At 66.9% G+C, this 15,615-nt stretch carries 13 protein-coding genes; 5 read left to right on the top strand and 8 right to left on the bottom strand.

Annotated features, from left to right (window positions below):
- Positions 1–2: 2 nt before the first annotated feature.
- The 7 genes from OSH07_RS07120 to add all read right to left on the bottom strand — a co-directional run bounded on the left by OSH07_RS07120 (position 3) and on the right by add (position 8,237).
- Positions 3–1,331: an amidohydrolase family protein gene (locus OSH07_RS07120; protein ID WP_266337915.1), complete on the bottom strand. Its 1,329-nt coding sequence runs from the start codon at positions 1,329–1,331 to the stop codon at positions 3–5.
- 62 nt (positions 1,332–1,393) lie between these two features.
- The gene (locus OSH07_RS07115) at positions 1,394–2,263 is read right to left on the bottom strand and encodes an aromatic ring-hydroxylating oxygenase subunit alpha (protein WP_266337914.1); all 870 of its coding nucleotides are present in this window, start codon (positions 2,261–2,263) and stop codon (positions 1,394–1,396) included.
- A 76-nt stretch (positions 2,264–2,339) separates the two neighbouring features.
- Complete coding sequence (locus OSH07_RS07110; protein WP_266337913.1) at positions 2,340–3,275, bottom strand: ABC transporter permease; 936 nt, start codon at positions 3,273–3,275, stop codon at positions 2,340–2,342.
- 9 nt (positions 3,276–3,284) lie between these two features.
- Positions 3,285–4,367 (bottom strand): ABC transporter permease, encoded by a 1,083-nt coding sequence (locus tag OSH07_RS07105; protein ID WP_266337912.1) that lies wholly within the window; start codon positions 4,365–4,367, stop codon positions 3,285–3,287.
- 1 nt (position 4,368) lies between these two features.
- Positions 4,369–5,946 carry an ABC transporter ATP-binding protein gene (locus tag OSH07_RS07100; RefSeq protein WP_266337911.1) on the bottom strand — a complete coding sequence of 526 codons (1,578 nt, stop codon included), beginning with the start codon at positions 5,944–5,946 and terminating at the stop codon, positions 4,369–4,371.
- A gap of 75 nt (positions 5,947–6,021) precedes the next feature.
- Positions 6,022–7,146 carry a BMP family ABC transporter substrate-binding protein gene (locus OSH07_RS07095; RefSeq protein ID WP_266337910.1) on the bottom strand — a complete coding sequence of 375 codons (1,125 nt, stop codon included), beginning with the start codon at positions 7,144–7,146 and terminating at the stop codon, positions 6,022–6,024.
- Positions 7,147–7,172: 26 nt separating this feature from the next.
- Positions 7,173–8,237: an adenosine deaminase gene (add, locus tag OSH07_RS07090; RefSeq protein ID WP_266337909.1), complete on the bottom strand. Its 1,065-nt coding sequence runs from the start codon at positions 8,235–8,237 to the stop codon at positions 7,173–7,175.
- Between the two features lie 287 nt (positions 8,238–8,524).
- On the opposite strand from add, the gene OSH07_RS07085 reads away from it, so the two are divergent.
- From OSH07_RS07085 to OSH07_RS07065, 5 genes are read left to right on the top strand one after another with little or no spacing between them, the layout of a single operon-like run.
- Positions 8,525–9,490, top strand: a complete 966-nt coding sequence (locus tag OSH07_RS07085; protein ID WP_266337908.1) for a helix-turn-helix domain-containing protein — start codon at positions 8,525–8,527, stop codon at positions 9,488–9,490.
- On the top strand, positions 9,487–9,747 hold the full coding sequence (locus tag OSH07_RS07080) for a hypothetical protein (RefSeq protein WP_266337907.1): 261 nt from the start codon (positions 9,487–9,489) through the stop codon (positions 9,745–9,747). Before OSH07_RS07085 ends, OSH07_RS07080 begins: the two co-directional genes overlap by 4 nt.
- Before the next feature lie 38 nt (positions 9,748–9,785).
- Positions 9,786–10,475: a Rieske (2Fe-2S) protein gene (locus tag OSH07_RS07075; protein ID WP_266337906.1), complete on the top strand. Its 690-nt coding sequence runs from the start codon at positions 9,786–9,788 to the stop codon at positions 10,473–10,475.
- Positions 10,472–11,101: a glutathione S-transferase family protein gene (locus OSH07_RS07070; protein WP_266337905.1), complete on the top strand. Its 630-nt coding sequence runs from the start codon at positions 10,472–10,474 to the stop codon at positions 11,099–11,101. The genes OSH07_RS07075 and OSH07_RS07070 overlap by 4 nt, the downstream gene beginning before the upstream one ends.
- Before the next feature lie 20 nt (positions 11,102–11,121).
- Positions 11,122–12,924 (top strand): adenine deaminase, encoded by a 1,803-nt coding sequence (locus tag OSH07_RS07065; protein WP_266337904.1) that lies wholly within the window; start codon positions 11,122–11,124, stop codon positions 12,922–12,924.
- A gap of 1,020 nt (positions 12,925–13,944) precedes the next feature.
- On the opposite strand, the gene OSH07_RS07060 is transcribed toward OSH07_RS07065, so the two are convergent.
- Positions 13,945–15,579 (bottom strand): FGGY-family carbohydrate kinase, encoded by a 1,635-nt coding sequence (locus OSH07_RS07060; protein ID WP_266337903.1) that lies wholly within the window; start codon positions 15,577–15,579, stop codon positions 13,945–13,947.
- Positions 15,580–15,615 lie beyond the last annotated feature (36 nt).

Raw genomic sequence — 15,615 nt, 5'->3', positions numbered from 1 at the left:
TCTCAGCCCAGGCTGCGCTTGCGCAGCGCATGGGCGCGGGTGCGGAATTCGCGGCGGATTTCCGCCTCGTCTATACCCGCGACGAAGCGGTTTTCCATCAGCATTCGCCCGTTGACAATGGTGTGGGTGACGTCGTCGGCCCGGCTCGAATAGACGAGGGCGGCGGCCGCGTCATAGACGGGCAGGCTGTGCGCCTTGTCGAGATCCACGACGATGACGTCGGCGGCCATGCCGGGCGCGAGCCGGCCGGTCTCCGGCCGGTTCATCGCCTTCGCGCCCTCTGCGGTCGCCAGCTCCAGGATTTCCGCCGTCTTCAGGAACTCGACGTCGTTGGTCTTGTCCTTGTGGATCAGGCCGGCGAACTTCATCTCCTGGAACATGTCGAGTGTGTTGTGGCTGGCCGGGCCGTCGGTGGCGAGGCCGACGGTGATGCCGTGCTCCAGCACGCATTTGAGCGGCATGGTGCCGGAGTTGAGCTTGGCGTTGCAGCAGGGGCAGTGGCCGATCTTGACGTCATGCGCCGCCAGGATCTTCATGTCTTCCGCGTCGAGCTGGGTGCAGTGGGCGGCGGTGATGTCGCCCTTCAGGAAGCCGAGCGACTCCAGCCAGCGCACCGGCGAGGTGCCGTAATTCTCGGCCATGTAGGCCATTTCCTGCGTGCCCTCGGCGAGGTGGGTGTGGATCGGCACGCTGTAGGCGTCGGCCACCTCGCGCGTCAGCCGGTACATCTCCTCGCCGCAGGAATAGGGCGCATGCGGCGACAGGCCGATCTGCAGCAGGCCGTCGCGTGTCTTGTGATGCTTGGAAACGAGGTCGCCGAAATTGTTCAGCGTCTTCCACGACCAGTCGGTAATCGGCGCATAGAGGCCGCGATCGGCGAAGCCGTAGCCGAGCGTCGCCCGCAGCGGAATCCGCTTCAACGCCTCGATCTCCGGCTCGACGGCATAGGCGTCGAAGTGCTCGTTGAAGGTGGTGATGCCCGACTTCACCATTTCGACGAGGCCCATCAGGCTCGCCCAGTAGAGCGTCTCGGGGTCGAAGTTGCGCTTCAGCTGCCACATGGTCGAAAGCCATTCGAACAGCTTCACGTCCTCCAGCAGGCCGCGCAGCAGCATGTTGGAGGCGATGTGGGTGTGGCTGTCGCAGAAGCCCGGCATGACGGCCGAGAGCGAGGCGTCGATTACCTTGCGCGCGCCGCGGATATCGACCTCGTCGGCGGGGCCAACGGCAGTGATCGTGCTCCCCGTCAGGGTGACGACGCCGTTCTCGATCGGCTTGGCGCCGCCCATCGGAAGCACGGTGCCGTTGATGATGGCGATATCGATGGTCATGGCAATGCGGCCCCGAAATGCTGGCTTCGAAAAAGGCTTTGGCGAAGGAACGGCGGGAAGGTTCAGGCGGCGCGTTCGGCGGTGCCGAAGGTGACGCCCTTTTCCTTCAGCCAGCGCCGGTAGGCGACGGAGGAGATGTCGGCGCGGGTCGGAATCTCCGCGCGCGGCTCCAGCGGCAGCAGGCGCGGGCGCTGGTTCTCCAGGATGATCCGGTCCTGCAGGAAGATCAGCTGCTGGAAATGCACCATGCTGGTCAGCGTGCTCTCGTCGTCGATGATGAACATCACCGGATGGGCGCGGCAGCGGTCATGGTCGAGCGGCTGCACGAACAGGCAGATCACGTCCCAGCGGTTCGCCGCCGCCGGGCAGGTCTTGTAGAGCAGCGTCTGAAACGGCGCCGCGACGCGGTACATGTACTGCGTCATGATCCCGCCTGAGGCGGAAAGCGCTGCCTGCGGCTGGAAGAACTCGCAATTGGTGGCCCAGACCTCGTCGACGTCGCGGCGGATCTCGGTCGTGTAGTGGCGCACTTCCGTGTGCGGCTCGGCGCCGAGGATATCGGTGTGGACGAAGGGGAAATGCGCCATGTCGAGGAAGTTCTCGACGATGCGCAGGCCCGAGGCGCGCACGGCGACCGCGCCGCAGACGACGTGCCGCCGGTCGGGCTCGTCGGCTTCGGGGATATCGAACAACTCGCGCTCCGGCGTGCCGAGGGTCGTCCAGATGAAGCCGTAGCGATCGCGCGTCGGCAGCGCCTCGCCGAGAACGCCGCCTTCCAGCTTTTCCCGCACGACGACCGTTCCCGCCGTATCGCGGGAGACGATCAGGTCGCGGCCGAGCAGCCGGTTCGGCTTCGGCTCGGCCGGAATATCGGCCGCGATGTCGATCACATACCACTGGTCGAGGGATGCTTTTTCAGCCGGTCTTGCCATGGCCATTCTCCTCAGGGGCAGATGCGGCGGGCAGGCCGCCAAATGTTGCACACACTCGCTTTTCGAGCGAGCCGGGTCATCGTTCGTCGCGGAAGAACGGCACGCCGAGGCCGGCCGGCGCGGTGAAGCCGAGCCGCAGCCGACGCCACAGGAATACCGGCAGGATCATCGCCAGCATGGTGCCGAGATAGGGCAGCATGGAAAGGAATGTGGGCGAGATCGGCCAGTTGCGCGCCTGCCCCACATAGCCGATCGCCGTGATCACGCCGAAGAGCAGCGCGCCGAACACCGCTCCGAACGGCCGGTAGCCGGCGAAGATCACCAGCGCCACCGCGATCCAGCCGCGCCCGGCGACGACGCCGTCCGACCAGGAGGGCACGAAGGCGAGCGTCAGATAGGCCCCGGCACCCGCTCCGAGAGCCGCGCCGATGGTGACGTACCAGAAGCGGATCAGCGTCACCGGGATACCGGCGCTGTCGGCGGCTGCCGGATTCTCGCCGACGGCGCGGACATTCATGCCGTGGCGGGTGCGGAACAGCACGAAGGAGATCGCCGCCGGGATGACCAGGTAGATCAGATAGACGAGGATGTTCTGCGAGAAGAGGGCGCGGCCAAGGATCGGCAGGTCGCTCAGATAGGGCACGACGATCTTCTCGAAGGTCGCCTTGGCCGGCATGCCGGAATAGCTCTTGCCGATGGTGACGGCGAGGCCGGAGCCGAGCATGGTCAGCGCCAGCCCGCACAACACCTGGTTGGCGCGGAAGACGACCGTCGCTAAGGCGAACAGCGCCCCGAAGCCGAGGCCGACGAGAAGCGCCATGGCGAAGCCGAAGAAAGGATTGGGGTAGAGCGTCACGGCGATGATGCCGGTGACGCCGCCGAGCGCCATCAGGCCCTCGACGCCCAGGTTGAAGACGCCGACGCGCTCGGCCAGCACTTCGCCGAGCGCCGCCAGCGCCAGCACGCCGCCCGCCAGGATCGCCGTCGTCAGGATGCCGGTAATGAGTTCCATGGGATTTCCTCAGCCCGCGGCCGTTGCCGGCGCTGCCTGGGGCAGGGCGCGGACGAGGCGGTAATGGGCGAACTGGTCGGCGACCGCGGTGAACATCATGATGAGGCCGGTCAGGGCGAGAACGGCGGCGGTGGTCAGGCCCTGCGTCTGCAGGATGATGCCGGCGTTCAGGATGATCGCCATCAGCGCCGCGCCGGCGATCACGCCGACCGGCGAGCCGCGCGCCAGCACCGCGACCATGACGCCGAGATAGCCATAGTTGTTGGAGATGCCACCCTGCAGGCGATGCACCGTGCCGGTCACTTCCAGCATGCCGGCAATGCCGGCGATGGCGCCGGAGAGCAGCATGATGGTGATCATGCGGCGGCGGACCGGGATGCCGGCATAGTGCGCGGCCTCCGGATTGGCGCCGGTCAGACGAATCTCGTAGCCCCATTTCGTGTAGCGCAGCAGCAGCCCGAACAGGATCGGCGCGACCACCGCGATGACGAAGCCCCAGTGCAGCGAGCCGAAGAAATCCGGCATCTGGTAGGGCACGCGGCCGGTCGAGGCGACGGTTCCCGTGGTGCGGTCGCGCCAGGGACCGGTGGCGACGTAATAGACCAGCAGCAAGGCGACGAAGTTCAGCAGAAGCGTCGTGATGATCTCGTCGACCTTGCCATAGGCGCGCGCCAGCGTCGGCACGAGGATCCAGAGCGCGCCGCCGGCCGCTCCGGCCGCGAAGCAAAGCAGCAGCATGAAGGGCTCGGGTCCCTTGACGAACAGGCCGATCGCGGTCGCCGCGAAGGCGCCGATATAGAACTGGCCGTCGGCGCCGATGTTCCAGAGGCCGATCTTCATCATCACGGTGACGGCGAGACCGGTCAGGATCAGCGGCGTCAGAAGCAGGCCGAGATCTTCGAGGCCAAAGCGCGAGCCGAGGCTCTTCTTGATGATCTGGGTGCCGAGATGCAGCGGATCGAAGCCGCATGCGGCGAGCACGATGGCGCCGACGGCGAGCGCCGCGATGAAGCCGATCGCGCGAGCGGCAAGGATACGGCGGCCGGAAACGGTGGAGCTACGGACAAGGCGCAGGGACGGGAAGCCGCTCATGTCAGGCAGCCTCGACGGCTTGGGTGGCAGGCTGCTTCGTCTGCCCGCCCATCAGCAGGCCGACCGTTTCGAGATCCGCGTCCTGCGTCTCGAAAAGTCCCATCACCCGCCCCTTGAACATGACGGCGATGCGGTCGGTGACGTCGAACAATTCGGACAGCTCCTCGGAAATCAGCACGACGGCGACGCCGGAATTGCGCAGGTCGATCAGGTAGCGAAGCAGGGTCGAGATGGCGCCGACATCGAGGCCGCGGCTCGGATAGGCGGCGACGATGGCGAGTCTGGCGATGCGCATCTCGCGTCGGGCGACGAGGCGCTGCTGGTTGCCGCCGGAAAGGTTGCGGATCGGAGTGCGCAGCGAGGGCAGCGTCACCTCCGCGTCGGCGGCAATCTCCTTGGCGAGCCGGTCGGCGGCGCCGGGCCTGAACAGCGCGCCTTGGGCGATCGGGGGCTCGGCATAGGCGCGCAACACGGCGTTGTCGGCGACCGAAAGGCTCGGAGCGACGCCGCTGCGCAGTCGGTCCTCCGGGATATGGCCGACGCCGATATCGAGGAAGAAGGCCGGCAACGGGTCGTCGACGGCAACGCCTTCGATCAGGATCCGGCCGCCGGTCGGCTTGCGCACGCCGGTCAGGATTTCGGAGAGCTCGCGCTGGCCGTTGCCGGCGACGCCGGCAATGCCGAGGATCTCGCCGGCGCGCACCTCAAGATCGGCGTCGATCAGGCCGGCACGGCCGCGATCATCGGCGGCCGAGACGTTTTCGAGCGCGATGACGATGCGGCCGGGTTCGTGGCGCGGCGTCATCATCTCGCGCAGGCCGCCCAGCACCATCTCGCGGCCGACCATCAGCTGCGCCAGCTTCGTCGTGGTGCAGTTCGCCGTCGGTTCGGTGACGACCTTGCGGCCGCCACGCAGCACCGTGACGCGGTCGGAAATCTCCAGCACCTCGTCGAGCTTGTGGCTGATGAAGATCACGGAATTGCCGGCGGCGCGGAAGGCCCGCAGCGCCTTGAAAAGGGTGCGCGCCTCGCTCGGCGTCAGCACGGCGGTCGGCTCGTCGAGGATCAGCACGCGCGCCTGCCGCGCCAGCACGCGCAGGATCTCGACGCGCTGCTGCTCGCCGGCGGAAAGCTCGTCGATGCGCGCGTCGGGTCGGACGGCGAGGCCGTAGCGTTCGGAGAGTTCCCGCGTCCGCGCTTCCAGCACCTGCGCCGAGGCGAAGCGGGGCGTATCCTTCCAGCCGAGATGAACGTTCTCGGCGACGGTGAAGGCGCGCACCAGCTTGAAATGCTGGTGCACCATGCCGATGCCGGCAGCGATCGCCTCGACCGGCGAGCCGAAGCTCTGAACCGCGCCATCGAGCAGGATGCGGCCGGAATCCGGCCGGTAGATGCCGGTCAGGATGTTCATCAGCGTCGACTTGCCGGCGCCGTTCTCGCCGAGCAGCGCATGGATTTCGCCGGGGTGGAGGTCGAAGTCGATATCGGCATTGGCGATGACGCCCGGAAACACCTTGCCGATGCCTTCCAGCGCGATGATCGGCCTGGCAGGAATGTCGCGTGCCGGAGCTTCAGGCATCGATGCGCGTCCTCGTCGTCAGCATGCAGGAGAGCGGCCCCTCCCGTCGCCGGGAAGGGGCCTTTGGATTGGGCGTCAGACCTTGAGGCCGGACACGCCTTCGATCGACCAGTCCCAGGTGTAGAGGGCTTCCGGAGTCATGGTCTCGCCGGCCTTGACGCGGACATTGCCGTCGATGTCCTTGATCTCGCCGACGAAGGGATTGAAGCCTTCGTTGAGGATGCGGTCGCGCACGGCGTCCGCCTTGGCGGCGACTTCGGCCGGGACCTTGGCGCCCCAGGCGTCGCGGTCGATGCCCTTGCCCATCGGCAGCAGCGTGCCCTCGCCGCCGGTCCATTCGCCGGCGAGGCGCTTGCGCACCTGGTCGACGTAGTACTGGTTCCAGTCGAGGACGATCGACGTGACATAGGCATCCGGGCCGTAGCGGCGGATGTCGGTGTTCCACATCGCCGCCCAGACGCCGCGCTCCTGCGCGACCTGCAGGTAGGCGGCCTCGTCCATGATGCCGAACAGGAAGTCGCAGCCATTGTCGATCAGCGCGGTGCCGGCCTGCTTGGCGCCCTGCGGGTCGAACCAGGAATTGATCACCACCGTCTGCAACGTCGCTTCCGGATTGACCGTGCGCGCGCCCATCAGGAAGGCGTTGGTGCCGCAGAACACGGCCGGGACCGGGAAGGAGGCGACATAGCCGAGCTTGCCGGTCTTCGACAGCAGGCCGGCGGCGACGCCCGCCACATAGGTCGGGAACCAGTGCTGGATGTAATAATAGGAGAGGTTGTCGGCCTTGCGGTGGCCGTCGCACTCCATGAAGGCGACGTCCGTGGCGCGGTCGGAAACCTCGTAGATCAGGTCGCCATAGTTGGAGGTCGAGATGATCATGTTGGCGCCGTCGGACACCATCTGCCGATAGATGCGCGTGCAATCGGCCGAGAAGGGGATGTTCTCGACTTCGAGATACTTCGCCTTCGGGAAGGCGGCCTTGACCGCCTCGAGGCCCTGGTGGTGGCTCCAGGTCCAGCCCTCGTCCGAGATCGGGCCGACATGGCCGAAGCCGATCACGGCATCCTCTTCCTTGACGGCGGCGAGCGGTGTCGCGCCATAGGCCGGCCGGCCGAACTGCGGCAGCATCAGCGACGACGCAGCCGTCATGCCGGCGAGGCCCATGAAGCGGCGGCGGTTCATGTTCTTGAAGTCGATCATTCGTTCCCCTCGGTTCTCGGTGGTGTTCAGGAAGTGAATTCCGGGTGCGACGCGGCGGGCGCGGCGTCGAGTTCCGCCATCAGCCCGTCGATCTCCTTCGACCAGTCGCCGAGCCAGTCGCGCTTGGTGTCGGCGTCGAGCCAGGAGGCACGGATACTGTCGAGTGCACACTTCTTGAGCATTGGCGCGTCCATGTGCAGCTTTTCGGCGGCCAGAACGTACTCATTGGCTAAATCCGTGCCGAACATGGGCGGATCGTCGGAGTGGATGGTGACGTTCAGTCCGGCGTCGAGCATGCGGCGGATGGCGTGGTCCGGCGCCGACAGGTCGCGCCAGATCGTCGTCGCCTCGGTCGTGCTCGGGCAGCAGGTGAAGAAGGTGCCGGCCGTGCGGCATTGCGCGACGAGGGCGGGATCGTCGACGACGTGATAGCCGTGGTCGATCCGCTCGACGCCGAGAATTTCCAGCGAATCCCGGACGTTGGCGGCGGGGCCGCTTTCGCCGGCATGCGCGGTGACGTGCAGTCCGGCCTGCTTCGCCCGCTCGAACAGCGGCCGGAACGGCGCGGGCGGGAAGGGCGCCTCGTTGTAGTCGAGGCCGATGCCGATGATCGCGTCGCTGCGATGCTCCAGCACCATGTCGAGGAATTCGAGGCCGCTCTTGAGGCCGAGTTCTCGGCTGTGCGCCGGGATCAGGCGCGACGTCAGGCCCTTGTCCGTCTCGATGTCGGCCATCGCCGCCAGGATGCCGTCGAGCATCGTCAAATAGTCGACGCCATGCGCCTGGTGGGCATGGGCCGAGAAGAAGAACTCGACATGGCGGGCGTTGCTGGCGGCGCAGCTCTCCAGCATCTCGTAGGTGATGCGACGGAAGTCATCGGCATCGCGGATCGAGCGGCTGACGAGGTCGTAGATCTTCAGGAAGTCCGGCAGGTTGTCATAGCGGTAGAGCTCGCCGATCTCGTCGAAATAGGGCAGTTCCACGCCGTTCTTCCGCGCCAGTTCGACAAAGGTCGACGGCCGCACCGCGCCCTCGAGGTGGAGGTGCAGTTCGATCTTGGGAAGGCGACGCGCGAAACTCGTAAGGTCCATCGGGCTTGCTCCTGGGGCCGTGCCTCCTCTCGAAGCAATGTTCAGGCCAGCGCCGGCGTTCGTCGCGCATGGCAGTCGGCGCCGAAGCCCGGGCCATCCGGCGTGTTGCCGGGCTTCCGCGCCATTCGGGGGCGATGCGTTGCGCTCTCGCGCCGGTCGTCTTGCGCTGGGCGGCGGGTCGCTTCGGCCCGGTCGGCGCGAAGGCGCATTGATGTCGCATTGCCTACAGGTTAGACATGCCTGAATGTTAGGCGATCGGCATTCGTTGCCGACCATGAGGGGATTTCATGCTTCCGCCAGCTGCCCGCGCCCTTCTCGACCACCCGGAATGGGAAGCCATGATGTGGCGGAGCTGCAGCCCGATGACGGTGGCTCCGGGCGACCGCGCGAGCTTCCGCGCCAGCCTCGATCTCTGGGATCTCGGCACCCTCGGCCTGCGCCTGTTCAACGCGCCGCGCTATGTCGCCTTGCAGACGCCGCACGAGATCTACCGCGCCCATCGCCAGCGGCTTGTACTGACCATCCCGCTCGACGGCCGCTGCAGCTTCTCGCAGTTCGGTCGCACCGTGCAGCTCGAGGCCGGCGACGCGGCCTTTCACCTGACCACCAGCCCGCTCGAATATGTCCAGGCGGAGGAGGGCGCGGTCGCCATCCTGCAACTTCCGTCGAACCGCATCGGCCTCTATGTCTCCTGCCTGGAAGACATCTGCGCCCTGCGCATCGCCGCGAGCGATCCGGTCCTCGGCGCCGTGCTCGGCAGCGCGCGCGCCATTCCCAATATCCACGCTATCGCCTCGGAGCGCGCGCGGGACGCCTTCGCCGAGAGCGTGGTGGCCAGCCTCGGCGCGCTGGCGGCGATGCTTTCGGAATCGCAGGAGAACCAGAGCTCGGTGATCCAGCGCCGCCGTCTGAACGCGGTCAAATCCTTCATCGATGCGGAGCTCGCCGATAACGGCCTCAATCCCGATCGCATCGCCAGCGCCAACGGCATCTCGGTGCGCTATCTGCACCATCTGTTCCAGGGCGACGGGCAGTCCGTCACCGACTGGATCCGCGAGCGCCGGCTCGACCGCAGCCGCAAGGGGCTGGAGAGCGCCGACCTGAGGGCGCTGACCGTGAACGAGATCGGCCTGCGTTCCGGCTTCAACAACGACGCGCATTTCCGCCGCGCCTTCAAGTCGCGCTTCGGCGTCGCGCCGCGTGACTATCGCCGCCAGCAATTGGCGGAATTCGAGGACGAGCGCGTCGGATGAACCAGCCCGTGCAGACGAACGCGCCGGTGACGATGGCCTTCCTGGGCCATTTCCAGCCGGAGAGCTTCACGGAATTCATGCGCCATCGCGCCACTCGCCTGTCGCTCGTGCTGCGCCTCGGCGCGGTCGGCCGCGAGAGGGTCGAGGTCGCCGTCGAGGGGGCGGCCGATCTGGTCGACATGTTCGAAATGGCGTGCAGCCTCGGACCGATCGATTGCCTCGTGCTCGACATCCACCGCAAGACGGAACGGCAATGACCGCTCCGGAATATCCAGAAGACAGGGGAACGGCAGTTATGGGTTTTGCAGCGGGCTGGTATGCCCTTGGGCTTGGCAAAGGGCTGGAGGTGGGGACCTCGGCCGGCACGCAGCTTTTCGGCAAGGAGCTGGTGATCTGGCGCGACGCATCGGGCGCCAGCCATGTCTGGGAGGATCGCTGCCCGCATCGCGGCATGCGGCTTTCCTTCGGCTTCGTGCGTGGCAACCACATCGCTTGCCTCTATCACGGCTGGCAGTATGACGAGGCCGGTCAATGCCGCCACATCCCGGCGCATCCGAGCCTGGAGGTGCCGGAGACGATCAAGGTGCCGACCTATGCCTCGGTCGAGGCCGCCGGCATGATCTGGGTCCAGTCGGCGCCGGACGCGGGCGGTTCGCCGCCGCAGGATATCGCCGCCGTGCCCGTCCGTAGCCTCTATATCGACCGCGCCCCCGAAGCCGTCGCCCACGCGCTGGAAGCGGGCCTGGCCGGTGCCTTCGACGCGCTGTCGCCGAGCACCTTCGCCGCGACGCCGGGCGGCGCGACCGTGTTCCTGGCGCTGCAGCCCTATGGCGCCGGGCGCACGGCGCTGCATATCGCCCGTACCGGCGGGGACGTGCCGTTGAAGGATATCGCCGTCTGGGCCGAGGATCTCCGCGCCGCGCTCGAGGCGCTGCCTGCAGGCGCTGCGGCGCCGGTTGCCGGCCATGCGGGAGCGGCGGCATGAGCCTCGTCCTGCACGACTACGAACTCGACGCCGACAGCTACAAGGTCCGCCTGCTGCTCTCCGTGCTGGGCGTCGAATACGACAAGGTGGCGGTCAACGTTCATCCCGGCCACGAGCAGCGTTCGCCGGCCTATCTCCGCCTCAATCCGCTCGGCAACCTGCCGATCCTCGTCGATGGCGCGACCACCCTGCGCGATGCCGGCGCCATCCTCGCCTATCTCTCCCGGCTGCACGACAGGGATGGCCAGTGGCTGCCGGCCGATCCCGTCCGCTTCGGCGAGGTGATGATGTGGCTGTTCTTCGCCGGCCAGGACCTGGCGCCCGCGACGCTGGCGCGGCTGCATGACATGCTCGAAGTCCCGGCGGACCGGGATGCGGTCATCGCCGCTTCCCGACGCGCCTTCCGCATCATGGACGACCACATGACCCGGCGCGAACTGGAGGGCTTCGAATGGTTCGTCGGCGAGAATGCGACACTCGCCGAGATCGCCCTGTTCCCGGCGATCGCGCTGTCGCGTGACTTTGGCGTCGATCACGACGAATATCCGGCTCTCCGGCGCTGGATGCGGCGGGTTCGTACGATTCCGGGCTTCATCACCATGCCGGGCATCCCCGACTATCATTGATCGCGTAGCAGGATCACTTCATGACCAGGCTCACCCGCTTCTCCGTCGCGCCGCTCGCCACCCAGACCCGGCGCCTCGCCGACGTCGCTTCCGGCCGCGCCGCTCCCGATCTCGTCATCAGGGGCGCGCGTGTGCTCTCGACCTATTCGGAGCGGATCCTGCCGGAGCGCGAGATCTGGATTTCCGGTGGCCGCATCGCCGCCGTGAAGCCGTCCGGCACCCACAAGGGCGGTGCCAGGTCGATCTATGACGCCAAGGGCGGCATCGTCGCGCCGGGCCTCGTCGATCCGCATATTCACATCGAATCCTCGATGGTGACGGCCTGCGCCTATGCCGAGGCCGCGCTTTTGAACGGCACTACGACGATCTTCTGCGACAGCCACGAGATCGGCAATGTCATGGACGTCGCCGGCGTCGAGGCGATGCTGGAGGATGCGCGCCAGGCGCCGCTCTCGATCTTCCTGACCGTGCCCTCGACCGTCCCGGCGACGTCACCCGAGCTTGAGACGGCCGGCGGCGACCTGACGCCGGAGAAGATCGCGGCGCTGTTCGACAAGTGGCCGGAGGCTGTGGCGCTCGGCGAGAAGATGGATTTCGTCCCCGTCGCCATGGGTGACGAGCGCAGCCACGCCATCCTGGCGGCGGCGCTGTCGCGCGGCCGTCCGGTCTCGGGCCATGTCTATGGTCGCGAGTTTGTCGCCGCCTATGCCGCCAGCGGCGTCACCGACACGCATGAGGCGATCGACCGCGAGATCGCCGACGACATGCTGGAGGCCGGCATCTGGCTGTTCCTGCGCGGCGGCCCGCCGACGACGCCGTGGCATTCCCTGCCGCAGGCGATCAAGACGGTCACCGAGCTCGGCGCCTCGCACAAGCGTGTTGCCGTCTGCACCGACGACCGCGACGCCGACGACCTCCTGCATTTCGGTCTCGACTGGGTGGTGCGCGAGGCGGTCAAGGCCGGCATGTCGCCCGAGCAGGCCTGGTCAATGGGCTCGCTGCATGGCGCCACCCGCTTCGGTCAGGATGGCGAGATCGGCGGCATGGGCGGCGGCCGCCGTGCAGACCTCGTGCTGATGGGGGACGGCCTCGATCCGCAGTCGACCTGGTATGGCGGCGAGCTGGTCGTCGATGGTGGCAAGATCACGCCGCTGCTCGACGCGGCGCTTTCCGATCGCTACCAGTATCCGAAATCGGCCTATCAGACGGTCAAGCTGCCGAAGAACTTGAGGCTGACGCCCGACCTTCCGTCAGGCCCCGGTACGCTGCATGCGATCCGCACAGAGCTTCCGGGCATCACGCTCGGCCATGAGAAGATCGAGATCGGCGCGGCGAACGACTGGGAGACCCTGTTCGAGCGGCACGGGCTCTGCTTCGTCACCGTGGTCGAGCGGCACGGCAAGTCGAACGGCAATGTCGCGCATGGCGTGCTGTCGAATTTCACGCTGAACTATGGCGCCGTCGCCTCGTCGGTCGGCCATGACAGCCACAATATCATCATCGCGGGCACCAACGAGCCGGACATGCAGCTGGCGCTCGAGACTGTCGCCGCCACCCAGGGCGGCGTCTGCGTCGTCGCCGATGGCAAGGTGCTGGCGAAGATCGACCTGCCGATCGCGGGCCTTCTCTCCGACAAGCGGGTCACCGAGGTGGCGGAGGAGACGAAGGCGCTGAAGATCGAGTGGGAGAAGGCCGGCTGCTCGATCCCCTATATGGGCTTCAACCTGATCCCGCTTTCCGTCATCCCCGAGATCCGCATCACCGACAAGGGCCTGGTGCTGGTGCCGGAGATGGAAATCGCGCCGATGTTCGAACCGGCCTGAGTCCAAATGAAAACACCCCCGACGTCTAGTGACGGCGGGGGTGTTGAAACTCGTCCTTTAGCCGACGTTGCTGCCGGTGACAGCCGCGACGCGCTCGATCTTCTCGCGCTTGATCAGAGACGGGGCTTCATAGGTCTTCTTGGTCATGGTGCTCGCTCTAGATTCGGTATGAGATGTCCGGCGCCCGTGCACAAGGCATCGGGCGCCGGCGGTCGCATTAGACCGGGTTGCTGCTCGGCGCAGCGGCGACGCGCTCGATCTTCTCGCGCTTGGTCAGAACCGGAGCTTCATAGGTGCGCTTGGTCATTCTTGGCCTCATCATCTGATTGGAGCTTGCGCTCCGAAAATAACGGTGTCGAACCGCCCGGAACGGGATCGCGAACGACTTATGGCTGCAACTGGCTGGTCGCGAGTCGCGCTTAGGTAACCCGGCTGCCGATCGGCTCGGCCGCGATGCGCTCGATCTTCTCGCGCTTGGTCAGAACCGGAGTCTCATAGCTACGCTTGGTCATGTTAGCCCCCACAATAATAGTGACGGCTGAATTGTTTCTGATTTTGGTGAAGCTACGCAAGCGTTTAGTGAGAGTAATTCAAATCGGTCACGGTCGTTCTGACGCCAGAGTTGCTGTTTTGTAACGCTATCTTCGCAGGCTGCGACGCACAGAAAAAATGCCCCGGCCGCAAGTGCGACCGGGGCATCCAATGTCTTAAAAGCCTGCGGCCAGCCCCCGGGTCGTGGCGCGGCAGGCCTTGTCGACTTTACTTGCAGTCCGAGCCGGCGCAGCCGGCCGCGATGCGGTCGAGCTTCTCGCGCTTGACGAGTGCCGGAGTCTCGTAGGTACGCTTGGCCATGGTGCCCCCCATTTGCCGATGCACTAAGCGGGAGACGCATCCCGTCTTTCGTGATTCCGTGCAATCGGAAATCGTTGCCGGACGTCGCGGCGACCTGTTGCTTCCGACGAGTTTGCCGTCGTGTGACGCGCGCGCCACAGTTGGCGCGGAAGGCGGCAGCGGCCCCGGCTAGAGAGCCGAGGCGACCAGTTCGCGCGCCTTGCGGTCGGCGTCCTGCAGGGCGAGGAAGACGTGATACTTGGCGTCGTGGATGCCGGCCGTCGTGCCGCCGGCCGGGTGATGCTCGGAGGCGAGGCGCGACATCTCGTCGATGGCCGCGACCGTGCCGGGGAAGGCGCCGGCCGCGACGGCGCCGAGAATGGCGGCGCCCAGCAGGACCGGCTCGGCTGATTCGGGCACGGCGATGGTGAGGCCGGTCGCATCCGCCATGACCTGCCGGACTAGCGGGCTCTGGCCCGCGCCGCCTGAGACGACGATGGTGTCGAGTTCCGCGCCCTGCTTCGCCAGCGCGTCGACGATCTGCCGCGCGCCATAGCCGAGCCCGCAGACGCCGGCGAGATAAAGTCGCGCGAGGCTGTCGAGGTCCTCGTCCATGTCGAGCCCGGCGATGACGGCGCGGGCGGCGGGATCGGCGTTGGGCGAGCGGTTGCCCAGGAATTCCGGCACGACCTGGATGGTAGCGGCGAGGCGGGCGATCGCCTCCGGCGTCGAGGCCAGTTCGGCGACGCGTGCTTCCAGGAGGCCGAGAAGCGATCTGCCGCCCGCCTTGGCGCTGGCGACGGCCTGCGGATAGGCCGGATGCAGCTTGACCAGATGGTCGATCGCGGCGCCGGCCGCCGACTGGCCGCCCTCGTTCAGCCAGAGGCCGGGCAGCATGGCCGAGAAATACGGACCCCAGACGCCGGGCACGAAGCGCGGCTCGACCGTGGTCGTCATGGCGCAGGCCGAGGTGCCGAAGATGTAGGCCATCTGGCGCTTGGCGTCGGTCGGCTGGTTCGACGTATCGCGCGCGCCGATCGAGCCGACGCCGCCGGCATGCGCGTCGATCATGGCGGCGCCGACCGGGATTCCCGGCTTGAGGCCGAGCTCTTCGGCGGCGCGCGCCGTCAGGCCGTTGCCGAGCGGCGTGCCGGGGTCGACCACCTCCGTGCCGATGCGGGCAAAGCCTTCGTCGGCGAGTGCGCCGAGTCCGATCTGCCGGAAGTAGCTCTCGTCCCAGCGCTTCTCATGCGCGAGATAGGTCCACTTGCAGGTGACGGTGCAGACGGAGCGGGCGAGGCTGCCGGTGGCGCGATAGCTCAGCCAGTCGGACAGGTCGAAGAAATGCTTCGCGCTCGCGAAGCTTGCCGGAAGGTTCTCGCTCAGCCAGAGCAGTTTCGGCGTCTCCATCTCGGGCGAGATGACCCCGCCGACATAGGCGAGCACGGGATGGCTGGTGGCGTTGATGCGGCGCGTCTGGTCGGTGGCGCGGTGGTCCATCCAGACGATGATGTTGCGGGCGGGATCGCCGGAACGGCTGACCGTGACGGGCCGGTTGTCGGCGTCGATCAGCACCAGCGAGCAGGTGGCGTCGAAGCCGATGCCGGCGACCTGATCGGCCGGGATCTTGGCCGCCGCCATCGCCTCGCGCACAGAGGCGGCGATCGCCTGCCAGATGTTCTCCGACGACTGCTCGACGACGTCGCCGGGATCGTGCCAGAGCGTGATCTCGCGCTTGGCCGAGGCCTTCAGCACGCCGGTCGCGTCGAAGATGCCGGCGCGGGCGCTGCCCGTGCCGACATCGATGCCGATGAAATAGCTCATGGAAGCGTCCCCGTTCGCGTCTTGGAGCATTGCACC

The sequence above is a fragment of the Kaistia nematophila genome (assembly GCF_026343855.1).
GTDB lineage: Bacteria > Pseudomonadota > Alphaproteobacteria > Rhizobiales > Kaistiaceae > Kaistia > Kaistia nematophila.
Note: the sequence above shows the minus strand (reverse complement) of the source record. Positions and strands in the feature narration are given on the sequence as shown.